Here is a 15,152-nt window from a genome sequence, read left to right as displayed (position 1 = left end):
TCTGAATATACCTGGAGGTTTTCATGGCTGTCGCTGCCAACAAACGTTCGGTAATGACGCTGTTTTCTGGTCCTACTGACATTTATAGCCATCAGGTTCGTATCGTGCTGGCCGAGAAGGGTGTCAGTTTTGAGATCGAGCATGTGGAAAAGGATAACCCGCCTCAGGATCTGATCGATCTCAACCCGAGCCAAAGCGTACCGACGCTGGTGGATCGCGAGCTGACCCTGTGGGAATCCCGTATCATTATGGAATACCTGGATGAGCGTTTCCCGCATCCGCCGCTGATGCCTGTTTATCCTGTTGCGCGTGGTGAAAGCCGCCTGTACATGCAGCGTATCGAGAAAGACTGGTACACGCTGATGAACGTTATCGTTAACGGTTCCTCTTCAGAAGCGGATGCTGCACGTAAACAGCTGCGTGAAGAGCTGCTGGCGATTGCGCCGGTATTTGGTCAAAAACCGTTCTTCCTGAGCGATGAGTTCAGCCTGGTAGACTGCTACCTGGCACCGTTGCTGTGGCGTCTGCCAACCCTGGGCGTTGAGTTCAGCGGCCCTGGCGCGAAAGAGCTGAAAGGCTACATGACTCGCGTATTTGAACGCGACTCTTTCCTGGCATCCTTAACTGAACCGGAACGTGAAATGCGTCTCGGCCGAGGCTAATGACTGTGGAAATGTCACAACTTTCACCACGCCGTCCGTATCTGCTGCGCGCCTTCTATGAATGGCTGCTGGATAACCAGCTCACGCCGCACCTGGTTGTGGATGTGACGTTGCCGGGCGTGCTGGTTCCAATGGAATACGCACGCGACGGACAGATTGTACTGAATATTGCGCCACGCGCCGTCGGTAACCTCGAGCTGGCAAACGACGAAGTGCGCTTTAACGCGCGTTTCGGCGGCGTGCCGCGTCAGGTTTCCGTACCGCTGGCCGCGGTACTGGCTATCTACGCCCGTGAAAACGGTGCAGGCACCATGTTTGAGCCGGAAGCGGCGTACGATGAAGACGTTGCCAGCCTGAACGATGACGATGCAGCCGAGCCGCGCGAAAGCGACACGGTGATGTCCGTTATTGACGGGGACAAACCCGATACGCAGGATGATAACGATCCGGATGACGATCCGCCGCCACGCGGGGGGCGTCCTGCTCTCAGAGTGGTAAAATAACGACTCATCCCTTATAAAATCCAGCCCTCGTCAGTCGGCTGGATTTTTTTATGGATAAAGACAGTTCGTTACCCGTTGGGAGAATATTTTTATCATGTATAGGTTTGTTGAAAATTAAGACAATGCAATGCATTATTCCATATAAGAGAGGTGATGGAATAAAGATGTAATCTTTATAATCTCGCTTAATCAATAAATACTATGAATAAAAATAGGCTATAAAGAGCTTGAGTGTGCTTTTTTATATATCCTACCTATTGTTTGAGTAAATCTAAAAAGAATAATTAATAAACCTAAATTGCATGTATTTAAGATTTCTATATTATCGCGGCATGCTTTCTGCATAGGGGATGATAACGACAGGCAGGGATGGTTTACGTCGATATTGTATTGGCTATATCTCATAAGTTAAGGATTAACTCATGAAAAAGATTCTATTGGCAGCAACATTCTTCCTTTGCGTAAATTCGACGTTTGCCTCTGAAACCGCGATACTGAAAATCAAAGGTACGCTGACGAGCTCGGCCTGTACCCCCGAATTTAGCAATGGCGGTGTGGTGGACTACGGCAACATCCGCTTAGGTGAATTGTCATCTACAACCGTTAACCAGCTTGGCCAAAGGAATATCGATCTTACTATTACCTGCACGGCAGCAACAAAAGTTGCCTGGAATATGATAGACGATCGAGCCGATTCTAACGCGGGTTTAACCGTGTCTGCCGGGACATACACGGGAGGCGCGCAGAGTGCAACTAACCAGACATACGGTGTCGGAAAAGCGGGCACGGTAAACATTGGCTCTTATGCCATGTTCATGAAGGTGAACAGCATTACTGCAGACGGCAAATCGGTGGATCCCATATATCAGCAGAATGGTTCATCAACCTGGGCTAAAAGTACTGACGGCTCCAGCCAGGGCGAAAATAATCGCAATATTACCGTCGCATTATCAGGAACTGTTGACCCGCTCGCTTTTCAGACAGCAACATTTCCGCTGGTAACGTCTCTGGCTATTCAAAATACCGCAACGCTTGCCATTACCGATGATACCCGACTGGATGGCCAGCTAACGATTAGCCTTAAATATCTCTAATCCTTTCGAATTTAAAGTGAGTTAAATTTAATGCAGAGGGAAAGCTTTTTCTCTCATAAAGAAGCGCCATAAACACGGAGTGTTAAGTAGTGCTTTCAAGGAATATACCTATGACATGCTCTAAAAATGTTTTATTTAAAACGCTCGCCGTAGCCGCCTTATTCACTGCACAGTTTGCTGCACACGCCGCAGGCATGGTTCCAGAAACCAGTCTGCTGGTTATTGATGAAGCGACCCACAGCGGCACCATCAACGTTAAAAATACCGACAGCCATCCTTCGCTGCTGTACACCGACGTGGTGGATCTGCCAGATGACAAGGGCCTCAAACTCGTCACCACTCAGCCCGTGGTGCGACTCGAGCCCGGTCAGACTCAGCAATTGCGCTTCATCCTGCAAACCAGCAAACCGCTAGACGTTGAGCACTACAAGCGTGTGACCTTTGAAGGTATCCCGCCGAAGAGCGATGACAACAAAGTGAAAATTGGCATCAATATTCGTCAGGACCTTCCCGTGCTGATTCGCCCGGCGAAGCTGGCAGTGGTGACCGATGCCTGGAAGTTCCTCGACTGGACCGCCTCCGGTACCTCCGTCACGGTAAAAAACCCGAGTAAGTATGTTGTACGCCTGGCCCAGAACGTGGTGCTGCAACCATCGGGTATCAGCGGCGTGCTGGCTAAAACCTACATTTTACCTGGCGAAACCATGACGGTTTCGATGGGTAAATCCGTTAGCGGCAATAACAAAGTGAAATTTTTCCCTGCCAGCCGCTATGGCGTTGAAGTCCCCAGTTTTATTGCGGATCTGAATAAATAAAGGATTATGGCAGTGCGTAAAAAAAGCCAACTTGCACTTTTTGTGCGCGCTGTGATTTATAGCGCACTACCTCTGATGCTTCTTGATGCCCCCTCCCTCCACGCGAGGGAGGTAACGTTTGATACCGATATCCTCAAATCCCGTGGGCTGGGTACCGATCTGAACCGCTACTTTGCTGAAGCCCCACGCTTTTTACCGGGGACGCACTCCGTTTCGGTCAAAGTGAACGGCAACAATCGCGGAACGGCAGCCGTACGCTTCAGTGAAGACGGTACGATGTGCGTTGATAACGACTTCCTGGAATTCGCTGGCCTCATGCCGGTTTCCATAAAGGCAAACGAAACCTGCCACGATCTTCGCAGCGATTATGCTCAGGCGGTGATTAACCCTTTGCCAAACCAGGAGACGGTCGAGCTTTATCTGCCACCGGAAGCGCTTAACAGCCTGAGCGCTGATGTGAAAAACTTCCAGCATGGCGGCACGGCAGGCATGCTTAACTACTCGTTATTCAGCACCAAAAGCGACTACAGCGGCAGCGATAGCAGCAGTAACCGTTACTCACAGGCAAGCCTGGAGGCGGGATTCAACGCGATGGACTGGTCTCTGCGCAGCCGCTATATCCTGACGGACGATGACGGCAACCGAAACGCAGAGAGTATTTACACATACGCCGAACATGTATTTGTTCCCCAGCGCCTGACCATGCAGGTGGGGGAAGTTAACGCCATGTCCGATGTGCTAAGCGGCATTCCCATCACGGGTGTGCAGTTAATGCCGACCAGCGGTTTACAGAAAGACAGTACCGGGGTGAGCGTATCCGGTATTGCCCGTACCTCCCAGGCGCGCGTTGAGGTTCGCCAGAATGGGCGACTTATCTTTAACACCCTGGTGCCAGCGGGACCGTTTACCCTTGATGATGTGCCCATGGTGCGCAATAACGTCGATCTGGACGTCACCGTTGTCGAGTCTGACGGTTCGAGCAACCACTACATTGTTCCCGCCGCATCCGTAAAAGCGCGAAACCTGTCAAGACCAAACGGGCTCACCGTTTCGGCAGGCCAGGTACGCGGCATTGACAGCGACTACAGCGATCCGCTGGTGTTCAACGTATCCGATGGCTGGCGAATTTTCCCATGGATGAACCTCCTTGCCTCCGGCGTGGTGGCGGAGGATTACCAGGCGGCAGGGGCGCGCACGGAGTTTATGGTCACCGATGGCTGGAACGTCTCCACCAGCATGGCCGCCAGCAAGGCGCACTTTGGCGACAGCGATAACGGTATCAAAAACGAATTACAGAGCGATTACTCGCTGACCGAGAACGTCGGCCTGTCTGCCAGCGTGGCGCACTACAGCGGTGATTACCGCGAACTGGCGGATGCGATGGACGATGATTACGAGGGCTACGACAACAGTTATTCGGGCAACGTGCGTTGGTCTACTCAGCTTGCCGGGGCTTTTAGTGCTGGTCTGAGCTACAACCAGGCGGCAGGAGAGGGCGAGGATTCTCGTTATTTACTGCTTACATGGGGGAAAACCTTCAAATACGCTTCGATCAACGTGAACTGGCAAAGCGCAGTGGGCAGCACCGATGATGACCAGGACGACGATCTGCTCTACATCAACCTCAGCATTCCGTTAGGCGGTTCGCAGAGCCTGAGCTCCTACATGCGCAAGCAGGGCGACAGCACCAGCTACGGCCTGGCAAACAGCGGCTCGCTGGGTAGTGATACCAACTACTATATTTCTGCCGATCGTGACCAGGAAACAAAGGAAAACAGTTTTAACGGTAACATCAATACCAACCTGCATTACACCCAGCTGAGTGTAGGTGGGGGAACCAGCGGTGATAACCAGCGTAACTACAGTGCCACCCTGTCCGGCGGCATTGCGATGCATAAAGACGGCGTCACCTTCTCGCCGTATTCCATCAAGGATACCTTCGCGATTGCCAGACTGAGCGAGCCGAAAGCGGGTGTGGAAATTACCACGCCGCAGGGTACCGTCTGGACCGACCGCTGGGGCCAGGCTGTTATTCCTGGTTTGACGGAGTGGCGTAACTCGCGCATCGAAGTGGACGCGAACAAGTTACCGCAAAGCATGACCCTGGCAAACGGTACCAAATATATTGCTGCTGCACATGGTTCGGTAAGCGAAGTGAGCTTTAAGGTACTGAATAGCCGCCGCGTGATGTTACGCATCAAACAGGCGGACGGTAAGCCGCTGACGAAGGGGCTGTCCGTAGTGGATGACAAAGATAACTACATAGTGACGGTCGTTGATGACGGGCATGTCTTCCTGAACGATGCCGACCGGGTCGCTGCACTGTATGCCATTAATGATGACAACCAACGTCTGTGCAGGCTTGAGTTCGCACTTCCTGAAAAGCATGACGAAGACGCGTTTTATGAGGAAGTGAACGGAGTATGTCGATGAACCTTCAACGTCTGGCTGCGCTATTGCTGCTTGCTTTACCAGGGCTTTCTTATGCTGAAGAGTGCCAGTTAACGCTCTCTCAGCAGATTGTGGATTACCATCAGATGCGGCGTGACAACATCATTTCCAGTCAGCAAAGCTGGAACAAAATGCCGGATAAAGACATTAACGTCAGCGTCTATTGCCCGGAAAAGCAGCAGATGGCAACCCTTATACAAGGCGCTTCCGGCCAGAAAGGGCGTTTCCAGTTTGGTCAGAACGGCGGTGTGGCGATTAAAGTCAGCAACCTGACGCTTGATGGTAAAAGCTACAGCGTAGGGAAAACAACGGATCAGGTGAACTTTACGCCGGATAATGATAGTGGATCATCACTGTTTATCCGCAATAACGAGGCCGTCGTGGCGGTTGAAAACGGTCAGGTTCCCGTTGGTCAGCAAATGAATTTTACCGTAACCATTTTCCCGGTGCTGAATGACAGCGCTTTTAGCCATATTGCGGATCAAACCGCGCTCGAGACTGACCTGGCGTGGCAGCTTCTTAAGAAATAATCCAAAAAAAAGCCCGGCTTATCACCGGGCTTTTTTATTACACTTCCAGGTAGTTCAGTATACCGTCAGCCGCTTTACGACCTTCGGCAATCGCCGTTACCACAAGGTCAGACCCGCGAACGATATCACCACCGGCGAAGATTTTTGGATTGCTGGTCTGGAACGCATTGTCGCTGCCTTCTGGCGCAATAATGCGGCCCTGTGAATCCAGCTCAACGCTGTGCTTCGCCAGCCACTCCATGCTGTGAGGACGGAAACCGAACGCCATTACCACGGCATCGGCCGGGATCACATGTTCGGAGCCTGCGACGATCTCCGCGCGACGACGGCCTTTTGCATCCGGCGCGCCCATCTCGGTACGCGCCATCTTCACGCCGCTTACTTTGCCGTTAGCATTCACTTCAATACCAAGAGGCTGGATGTTGAACTGGAACTCGACGCCCTCTTCACGCGCGTTCTTCACTTCGCGTTTAGAGCCCGGCATATTCTCTTCGTCACGACGATAGGCGCAGATCACGTGTGCCGCATTCTGACGAATGGAGGTACGCACGCAGTCCATTGCGGTATCACCGCCGCCCAGCACCACCACGCGTTTGCCTTCCATGCTGACGAACGGCTCGTCGGCAGTTTCGCCGTAGCCCATGATTTGCTTAGTGTTGGCGATAAGGAACGGCAGGGCATCATACACGCCTGGTGCCTCTTCGTTTTCCAGACCGCCGCGCATCGACTGATAGGTGCCCACGCCGAGGAACACGGCGTCGTAATCCTTCAGCAGATCGTCGAGCTGCACGTCGCGGCCCACTTCCACGTTCAGCTTGAACTCGATGCCCATGCCGGTAAAGATTTCACGGCGGCGGGTCATCACCTCTTTCTCCAGCTTGAAGGCCGGGATACCGAAGGTCAGCAGACCGCCGATCTCCGGATGACGGTCAAAGACCACCGCCTTCACGCCGTTACGGGTCAGGACGTCCGCGCAGGCCAGGCCAGCAGGGCCTGCACCGATAATCGCCACGCGCTTGTCGGTTTGACGCACGCCGGTCATATCCGGGCGCCAGCCCATCTCAAACGCTTTATCGTTGATATAGCGCTCAATATTACCGATGGTCACCGCGCCAAACTCGTCGTTCAGCGTACAGGATCCTTCACACAGACGGTCCTGCGGACACACGCGGCCGCACACTTCCGGCAGGGTGTTAGTCTGGTGAGAGAGCTCGGCGGCTTCGAAAATACGTCCTTCGTTAGCCAGCTTCAGCCAGTTCGGGATGTAGTTATGTACCGGACATTTCCATTCACAGTAAGGGTTACCGCAGGACAGGCAGCGGTCTGCCTGCGCTTTGGCCTGGCCTTCTGAAAACGGCTCGTAGATTTCTACAAATTCAATTTTACGGATCTTCAGCGGTTTCTTTGGCGGATCAACACGCTGCAGGTCGATAAACTGGTATACGTTCTGGCTCATCTGAATTCCTTACTGCGCCTGCACGCGCAGCTCTGCTGCGCTACGACTACGGTGACCCAACAGGGCTTTAACATCGCTGGACTTCGGCTTAACCAGCGCGAATTTCGCAGAGAACGCCGGCCAGTTAGCCAGGATCTCTTCGCCGCGCGAAGAACCGGTATGCTGCACGTGTTCGGTAATTAAGCCGCGCAGGTGTTCTTCATGGATTGCCAGCGTATCAACGTCCAGCACTTCCACCAGTTCCGGGTTCACGCGTTTGCGGAACTCACCGTCTTCATCCAGGACGTATGCAAAACCGCCCGTCATGCCAGCGCCGAAGTTCACGCCGGTTTTACCCAGGACGCACACAATCCCGCCCGTCATGTATTCACAGCCGTTATCGCCAATGCCTTCCACCACGGTGATAGCACCGGAGTTACGCACCGCAAAACGTTCGCCCGCGCGGCCCGCGGCAAACAGGCGACCGCCGGTTGCGCCATACAGACAGGTGTTACCGATGATGCTTGCCTCATGACTGCGGAATGCCGAACCGACCGGAGGACGCACCGCCAGCAGACCGCCCGCCATGCCTTTACCGACGTAGTCGTTGGCATCGCCGGTAAGGATAAGCTCAACGCCGCCGGCGTTCCACACGCCGAAGCTCTGACCCGCCGTACCGCTGAAGTGCGCGGTGATCGGATCTGCTGCCAGCCCCTGATCGCCGTGCGTTTGCGCGATGTAGCCGGAGAGCGATGCGCCCACGGAGCGGTCGGTATTGCGGATATCAAACCAGAACGTTTTGCTCTGCTTCTCATCAACATACGGCTTCGCCTGCTGCAGCAGCTGCGCGTTCAGCACGCCGTTGTCGAACGGCGGGTTTTTCTCGGTGCAGTAGACCGCTTTGCCTGGGTGCGGCTGCGCGGTTTCCAGCAGCTTGCTCAGCTCAAGCTTCTGCTGCTTCGCCGTGAAGCCTTCCAGCTCTTTCAGCAGGTCGGTACGGCCAATCAGATCCACCAGACGCTTCACGCCCAGCTGCGCCATCAGCTCGCGGGTTTCACGGGCGATGAAGTCAAAGTAGTTGGTCACCTTGAACGGCAGGCCGTGATAGTGGTTTTTACGCAGCTTCTCGTCCTGGGTTGCAACACCGGTTGCGCAGTTGTTCAGGTGGCAAATACGCAGGTATTTACAGCCGAGCGCGACCATCGGGCCGGTACCGAAGCCGAAGCTTTCCGCGCCCAGAATCGCTGCCTTGATGATGTCGAGGCCGGTTTTCAGGCCGCCGTCCACCTGCAGACGGATCTTGTGACGCAGGCCGTTAGCGACCAGCGCCTGCTGGGTTTCCACCAGACCAAGCTCCCACGGGCAACCCGCGTATTTCACGGAGGAGAGCGGGCTTGCGCCGGTACCACCGTCGTAGCCAGCAATGGTGATCAGATCCGCATAGGCTTTTGCTACGCCGGTCGCAATGGTGCCTACGCCCGGCTCGGAAACCAGCTTCACGGAGATCATCGCTTTCGGGTTGACCTGCTTCAGGTCGAAAATCAGCTGCGCCAGATCCTCGATAGAGTAAATATCGTGGTGCGGCGGCGGGGAGATCAGCGTCACGCCCGGTACCGAGTAGCGCAGTTTGGCGATGTACGGGGTGACTTTATCACCCGGCAGCTGGCCGCCTTCGCCCGGTTTAGCACCCTGAGCGACTTTAATCTGAATGACGTCGGCGTTAACCAGGTACGCAGGCGTTACGCCAAAGCGACCGGATGCCACCTGCTTGATACGCGACACTTTGTTGGTGCCGTAACGCGCCGGATCTTCACCACCTTCGCCGGAGTTCGAGTTGCCGCCGATGCTGTTCATGGCTTCCGCCAGCGCTTCGTGGGCTTCCGGGCTTAGGGCGCCGATTGACATCGCAGCGGTATCGAAGCGTTTAAACAGCTCAGAGGCAGGCTCAACGTCGTCGATGCTGACAGCCTCGTCACCCGGGTTCAGGGCAATGAGATCGCGCAGCGTCGCCGCCGGACGGTTGTTCACCAGCTCTGCGTACTGCTGATAATCGCTGTATTCGCCGCTCTGCACCGCCTGCTGCAGCGTGCGCACCACGTCCGGGTTGTAGGCGTGATACTCGCCGCCGTGAACGTATTTCAGCAGACCGCCCTGATCCAGCGGCTTACGTGCCAGCCAGGCGCGTTTAGACAGGTTCACCAGATCCTGCTGGAAGTCAGCAAAACCGGCGCCGCCGATACGGCTGATCACGCCCTGGAAGCAGAGGTTGGCCACATCGTCATGCAGACCCACCGCTTCAAACAGCTTCGAGCAGCGGTAGGAGGCAATGGTCGAGATGCCCATTTTGGACATGATCTTGTACAGGCCTTTGTTGATGCCGTTACGGTAGTTCAGCATCACCGCGCGGTAGTCTTTATCGATGGCGCGGGTATCCACCAGGCGGGCCAGCGTTTCGTAGGCCAGGTACGGGTAGATCGCCGTGGCGCCAAAGCCTAACAGCACGGCAAAGTGGTGCGGATCTCGGGCGCTCGCGGTTTCCACGATAATGTTGGCGTCGCAGCGCAGGCTCTTATCCACCAGACGCGTCTGGATAGCGCCTACCGCCATTGGCGCAGGCACCGGCAGACGATTTTTTGCGATATTGCGATCGGACAGCACCAGCAGAACGGTACCGTTACGTACCATCTGTTCGGCTTTGTCGCACAGCGCGTTTACCGTCTCTTCGAGGCTGGTTTCGGTCACGTCGAACGTAATGTCGAGCGTGTCGGCACGGTAGTGCTCCTCGGTCATGGTGGTGAGCTGTTTGAAGTCAGAGTAGAGCAGGATCGGCGACTTAAAGGTCAGACGGTGCGCCTGGCCTTCGGCTTCGCAGAAGACGTTCATTTCGCGGCCGATGCTGGTGGCCAGCGACATGACGTGGGCTTCACGCAGCGGATCGATCGGCGGGTTGGTTACCTGCGCAAACTGCTGGCGGAAGTAGTCGTAAATAATACGCGGCTGGCTTGAAAGCACGGCAAACGGGGTATCGTCACCCATGGAGCCGACCGCTTCCTGGCCGTTTTCACCCAGAACGCGGATAACCGAGTCCAGCTCTTCCGCGCTGTAGTTGAACTGCTTCTGGAAGCTCGCAAGCGTATCGTCGTCCATTTCACGGCTGCCCACCTCTTCGTCCGGCAGATCTTCAAACGGCACCAGGCGACGCACGTTCTTCGCCATCCACTCTTTGTATGGATGACGGCTTTTCAGATCGTTATCGGTTTCCGCAGAGTGCAGAATACGGCCGCCGCGGGTATCGATAACCATCAGCTCGCCCGGACCGACGCGGCCTTTCTCAACCACTTCGTCAGGCTGATAATCCCAGATCCCCACTTCAGAGGCGCAGGTAATGAGCTTATCTTTGGTGATCACGTAGCGCGCCGGACGCAGGCCGTTACGGTCCAGGTTACAGGCAGCGAAGCGACCGTCGGACATGACGATGCCCGCCGGACCGTCCCACGGCTCCATGTGCATGGAGTTAAAGTCGAAGAACGCGCGCAGCTCCGGATCCATGTCCGGGTTATTCTGCCAGGCCGGTGGCACCAGCAGACGCATCGCGCGCACGATGTCCATCCCGCCTGCCAGCAGCAGCTCCAGCATGTTATCCATGGAGCTGGAGTCAGAGCCGGTTTCGTTCACGAACGGCGCGGCATCGTGCAGATCCGGGATCAGCGGGGTCTGGAACTTATAGGTACGGGCACGGGCCCACTGGCGGTTACCGGTGATGGTGTTGATTTCGCCGTTGTGCGCCAGATAGCGGAACGGCTGAGCCAGCGGCCAGCGAGGTACGGTGTTGGTGGAGAAGCGCTGGTGGAACAGGCAAATGGCCGATTCCAGACGCAGGTCCGCCAGGTCCAGGTAGAAGCGCGGCAGATCGGCCGGCATACACAGACCTTTATAGATGTTCACCAGGTTCGAGAGGCTACAGACGTAGAACTCTTTATCGTCCTGAAGACGTTTTTCAATGCGGCGGCGTGCGATGAACAGACGGCGTTCCATATCACGCGGACGCCAGCCCGCAGGCGCGTTAACAAAAATCTGTTCAATACGAGGCAGCGAGGAGAGGGCGATTTCACCGAGTACCCCTTCGTTAGTTGGCACATCGCGCCAGCCGACAATGGACAGGGTTTCACGCTGAAGTTCTTCTTCGACGATGCGGCGTGAGGCGGCCGCTTTTTCAGGATCCTGATTCAGGAACAGCATGCCGACAGCGTAGTTTTTGGCTAAACGCCAGCCGCGCTCTTCCGCCACGATGCGGAAGAAACGATCGGGTTTTTGCAGCAGCAGGCCGCAACCGTCGCCGGTTTTACCATCGGCAAGGATGGCGCCACGGTGCTGCATACGGGCCAGTGCGTGAATAGCGGTACGCACCACCTTGTGGCTAGGTTCGCCTTCTATGTGGGCGATCAGGCCGAAACCACAGTTATCCTTCTCAAGGGATTTATCGTACAACATATCAGTGAACCTCCCCAGGCTCGTCGGGCTTCCCACTGAACGTAACCGTGGCGCACAGGCACAGAAAGAGCGTGGCGACGGGGCTGGCGTTTCATACGCGGACCTCGCATTCGCCCTCTTTTTCATCCTTTCGCGCAGGTAAACAAGTTTGAGGACTTGCTTCAGAGGGAATCTCAATTACTGCATAAATATGATGAGCAGGCCGCTCATCCAGAAAGCTTCCAGCGGATTTCCAACTTATCGGGAATTGGTACACAGGTCAAATGGCAATCTTATTTATACAAAAATGTGCTAAAGAGTATTTATTCTATTGATTTAAAAAGATATTTAGCTATTTTTACAAGCGCTGAAAGCGTTGGGAAGTGCCTGAAGAGTGTGATCTGACTCACTGTATGAAAGCGGTATTATCGATGCAGCGTGCTGAAATGCTGATTTATAGCAGAATAATACGCTGGTGATCTGTTCGGACCCGCATAAAATCACTGTTTTTCAGTATTGGCGCTATAAATGAAAAAAACAATCAGAACATAAGGAAAAGTAATTACGCGCTGGGTGAATTAAATCTCGGTTATCTTGATTATTTATTCATATAGATAAAGGCCGTCCAGGGCGATTGATCCAGGTCATCGCCGACGGAGGCTAAAAATGGCAGGCTTGTCCCCTTTCTTCGGGACGGTCTATCAGATTATGCAGTTACAGAAATTAGTCAATATGTTTGGTGGGGATCTTTTGCAGCGCTATGGGCAAAAGGTTCATAAGCTGACGCTGCACGGCGGCTTTAGCTGTCCGAACCGCGATGGCACCATCGGACGTGGCGGCTGTACGTTCTGCAACGTGGCCTCGTTTGCGGACGAGGCCCAGCAGCATAAATCCATCGCGGAGCAGCTCGCGCATCAGGCCAGCCTTGTAAACCGAGCAAAGCGGTATCTGGCCTATTTCCAGGCCTATACCAGCACATGGGCGGAAGTGCAGGTGCTGCGTTCGATGTATCAGCAGGCGGTTGCTCAGGCGAACATTGTCGGGCTGTGCGTCGGTACGCGCCCGGACTGCGTGCCCGACGCGGTGCTGGATTTACTCAGCGAGTATAAAGAGCAGGGCTACGAGATTTGGCTGGAGCTGGGCCTGCAGAGCGCGCACGACAAAACCCTGCACCGTATTAATCGCGGCCATGATTTTGCCTGCTACCAGCGCACCACGCGCCTTGCCCGCGCGCGTGGGCTAAAAGTCTGCTCGCATCTGATAGTCGGCTTGCCCGGCGAAGGGCAGCAGCACGGCCTTGAGACGCTGGAAAAAGTCGTTGAGACAGGCGTGGACGGTATCAAGCTGCATCCGCTGCATATCGTGAAGGGCAGCACAATGGCGAAAGCGTGGGAAGCGGGGCGCTTAAGCGGCATTGAGCTCGACGACTATACCGCGACGGCGGGGGAGATGATTCGCCACACGCCGCCGGAGATTGTTTACCACCGACTCTCAGCCAGCGCGCGCCGCCCAACGCTGCTGGCACCGCTCTGGTGCGAGAACCGCTGGACGGGAATGGTAGAGATCGACCGCTATCTGCATGAGCACGGCGTGCAGGGGTCGGCGCTGGGAAGGCCGTGGGTACACCGTCTACCGTCGACGGCCGCCTAACAGGCTTCCCAGCATGCCGCGCACAATCTGATTCGTGACCTGCCGCGCTGCGCTCTTCGCCATGGTTTGCACCACGCCATCGCGCTTGCCGCCGCGCGGTCCGGTGGTGCCAAACAGAATGTCTTTTAGCCCGCCGAGAATGCCGTCATCCACGGCGACAGACTGCCCTTTGGCCGCGGGCGCATCCTGGGCATCTGTGGTTGCCTGCACCCCTTTTTGCAGCATCTCAAACGCGGATTCGCGATCCACCTCGTCTTCATACTTTCCGTAAACGGGGGAGTGGTTAATCAGGCCGTTGCGTTCGTCATCAGTGACCGGGCCCATGCGTGAACAGGGTGCTATCACCATCGTACGTTCCACAACGGTTGGGCTGCCCTTCGCGTCCAGGAAGGAAACCAACGCTTCACCGGTGCCCAGCGCCTGAATCTCGGCTTCGGTATCAAACGCCGGATTGGCGCGCATGGTTTGCGCGGCGGCTTTGACGGCTTTCTGATCTTTGGGAGTATAGGCGCGCAGGGCGTGCTGCACCCGGTTACCCAGCTGTCCCAGCACGTTGTCAGGAATATCGGACGGGTTTTGCGACACAAACCAGACACCGACGCCTTTGGAACGGATCAGGCGAATAACCTGCTCAATTTTGTCCAGCAACACCTGTGGCGCATCGTTGAACAGCAGGTGCGCTTCGTCAAAGAAGAACACCAGTTTTGGCTTCTCAAGATCGCCTGCCTCAGGCAGTTGCTCATAGAGCTCGGAGAGCATCCACAGCAGGCTGGCAGCGTAAAGCTTCGGCATCTGGTAGAGCTTCTCTGCGCTCAGGATATTGATGATGCCTTTGCCGCTGCTGTCGGTGCGCATCCAGTCTTTGATGTCCAGCATGGGCTCGCCGAAGAAGTGCTCGGCACCCTGCTGCTCCAGCGTCAGTAACCCACGCTGAATGGCGCCGACTGAGGCGCTGCTGATATTGCCGTACTGGTTCTGGAACGATTTAGCGTTATCGCCGATATACTGGGTAATGGCCCGCAGGTCTTTGAAATCGAGCAGCAGCAGACCCTGGTCATCGGCAATGCGGAAGATAATATTCAGCACGCCGGACTGCACGTCGTTGAGATTCAGGAGGCGGGCCAGCAGCAGCGGACCGAGATCGGAGACGGTGGCGCGCACCGGGTGACCTTTTTCACCAAAGATATCCCATAACACTACCGGATTGCCGTGCGGCGTCCAGTCCGTGATGCCGATGTTTTTCAGGCGTTCGAGCAGTTTTTCCGACGCCGTACCCGCCTGAGCCACCCCGGTTAAATCGCCCTTCACGTCAGCCATAAAGACCGGCACGCCAGTCTCCGACAATGACTCCGCCAGCTTTTGCAGGGTGACGGTTTTACCCGTCCCGGTTGCGCCTGTGATCAGGCCGTGACGGTTTGCCATTGCGGGCAGTAAAAACAGCTCTTTTTCCAGCGTCCTGGCGATTAACAATGGTGTACTCATGATGCACGTCCTCTCGTAGTCCTGGGTGGAGTATAGGCAACCTGACGGCGAAATGTCTGC

Annotated in this window: 10 protein-coding genes; 7 read left to right on the top strand and 3 right to left on the bottom strand. The window is 55.3% G+C overall.

Translation table 11 applies throughout. From position 1 onward, the window contains the following. The first annotated feature begins 23 nt into the window (after positions 1–23). The 6 genes from sspA (at position 24) to OWK27_RS08630 (ending at position 6,055) form a co-directional block, all read left to right on the top strand. Positions 24–662 (top strand): stringent starvation protein SspA, encoded by a 639-nt coding sequence (gene sspA / locus OWK27_RS08655; RefSeq protein WP_014071978.1) that lies wholly within the window; start codon positions 24–26, stop codon positions 660–662. 5 nt (positions 663–667) lie between these two features. After that, complete coding sequence (gene sspB / locus OWK27_RS08650; RefSeq protein ID WP_252004084.1) at positions 668–1,165, top strand: ClpXP protease specificity-enhancing factor; 498 nt, start codon at positions 668–670, stop codon at positions 1,163–1,165. A gap of 422 nt (positions 1,166–1,587) precedes the next feature. Further along, on the top strand, positions 1,588–2,259 hold the full coding sequence (locus OWK27_RS08645) for a DUF1120 domain-containing protein (RefSeq protein ID WP_252004085.1): 672 nt from the start codon (positions 1,588–1,590) through the stop codon (positions 2,257–2,259). Positions 2,260–2,369: 110 nt separating this feature from the next. Next, positions 2,370–3,074, top strand: a complete 705-nt coding sequence (locus tag OWK27_RS08640; RefSeq protein ID WP_176609370.1) for a fimbria/pilus chaperone family protein — start codon at positions 2,370–2,372, stop codon at positions 3,072–3,074. A 6-nt stretch (positions 3,075–3,080) separates the two neighbouring features. Next, the gene (locus OWK27_RS08635) at positions 3,081–5,507 is read left to right on the top strand and encodes a fimbrial biogenesis outer membrane usher protein (protein ID WP_252004086.1); all 2,427 of its coding nucleotides are present in this window, start codon (positions 3,081–3,083) and stop codon (positions 5,505–5,507) included. After that, positions 5,504–6,055: a hypothetical protein gene (locus OWK27_RS08630; protein ID WP_267590231.1), complete on the top strand. Its 552-nt coding sequence runs from the start codon at positions 5,504–5,506 to the stop codon at positions 6,053–6,055. The genes OWK27_RS08635 and OWK27_RS08630 overlap by 4 nt, the downstream gene beginning before the upstream one ends. Before the next feature lie 37 nt (positions 6,056–6,092). Here the strand turns inward: OWK27_RS08630 and gltD are convergent, their stop codons facing one another. Both gltD and gltB read right to left on the bottom strand, forming a co-directional pair. Then, complete coding sequence (gene gltD, locus OWK27_RS08625) at positions 6,093–7,511, bottom strand: glutamate synthase subunit GltD (RefSeq protein WP_176609372.1); 1,419 nt, start codon at positions 7,509–7,511, stop codon at positions 6,093–6,095. Positions 7,512–7,520: 9 nt separating this feature from the next. After that, positions 7,521–11,981 carry a glutamate synthase large subunit gene (gene gltB, locus OWK27_RS08620; protein WP_148422346.1) on the bottom strand — a complete coding sequence of 1,487 codons (4,461 nt, stop codon included), beginning with the start codon at positions 11,979–11,981 and terminating at the stop codon, positions 7,521–7,523. 687 nt (positions 11,982–12,668) lie between these two features. On the opposite strand from gltB, the gene OWK27_RS08615 reads away from it, so the two are divergent. Further along, complete coding sequence (locus tag OWK27_RS08615) at positions 12,669–13,610, top strand: TIGR01212 family radical SAM protein (protein ID WP_267590249.1); 942 nt, start codon at positions 12,669–12,671, stop codon at positions 13,608–13,610. Here OWK27_RS08615 and OWK27_RS08610 read toward each other — a convergent pair. Beyond that, positions 13,590–15,092 carry a helicase HerA-like C-terminal domain-containing protein gene (locus OWK27_RS08610; RefSeq protein WP_267590230.1) on the bottom strand — a complete coding sequence of 501 codons (1,503 nt, stop codon included), beginning with the start codon at positions 15,090–15,092 and terminating at the stop codon, positions 13,590–13,592. The two genes, OWK27_RS08615 and OWK27_RS08610, sit on opposite strands and share 21 nt — an antisense overlap. Between the last annotated feature and the right edge of the window lie 60 nt (positions 15,093–15,152).

Source organism: Enterobacter cloacae complex sp. 2022EL-00788, assembly GCF_026627565.1.
Taxonomy (GTDB): domain Bacteria; phylum Pseudomonadota; class Gammaproteobacteria; order Enterobacterales; family Enterobacteriaceae; genus Enterobacter; species Enterobacter pasteurii.
Note: the sequence above shows the minus strand (reverse complement) of the source record. Positions and strands in the feature narration are given on the sequence as shown.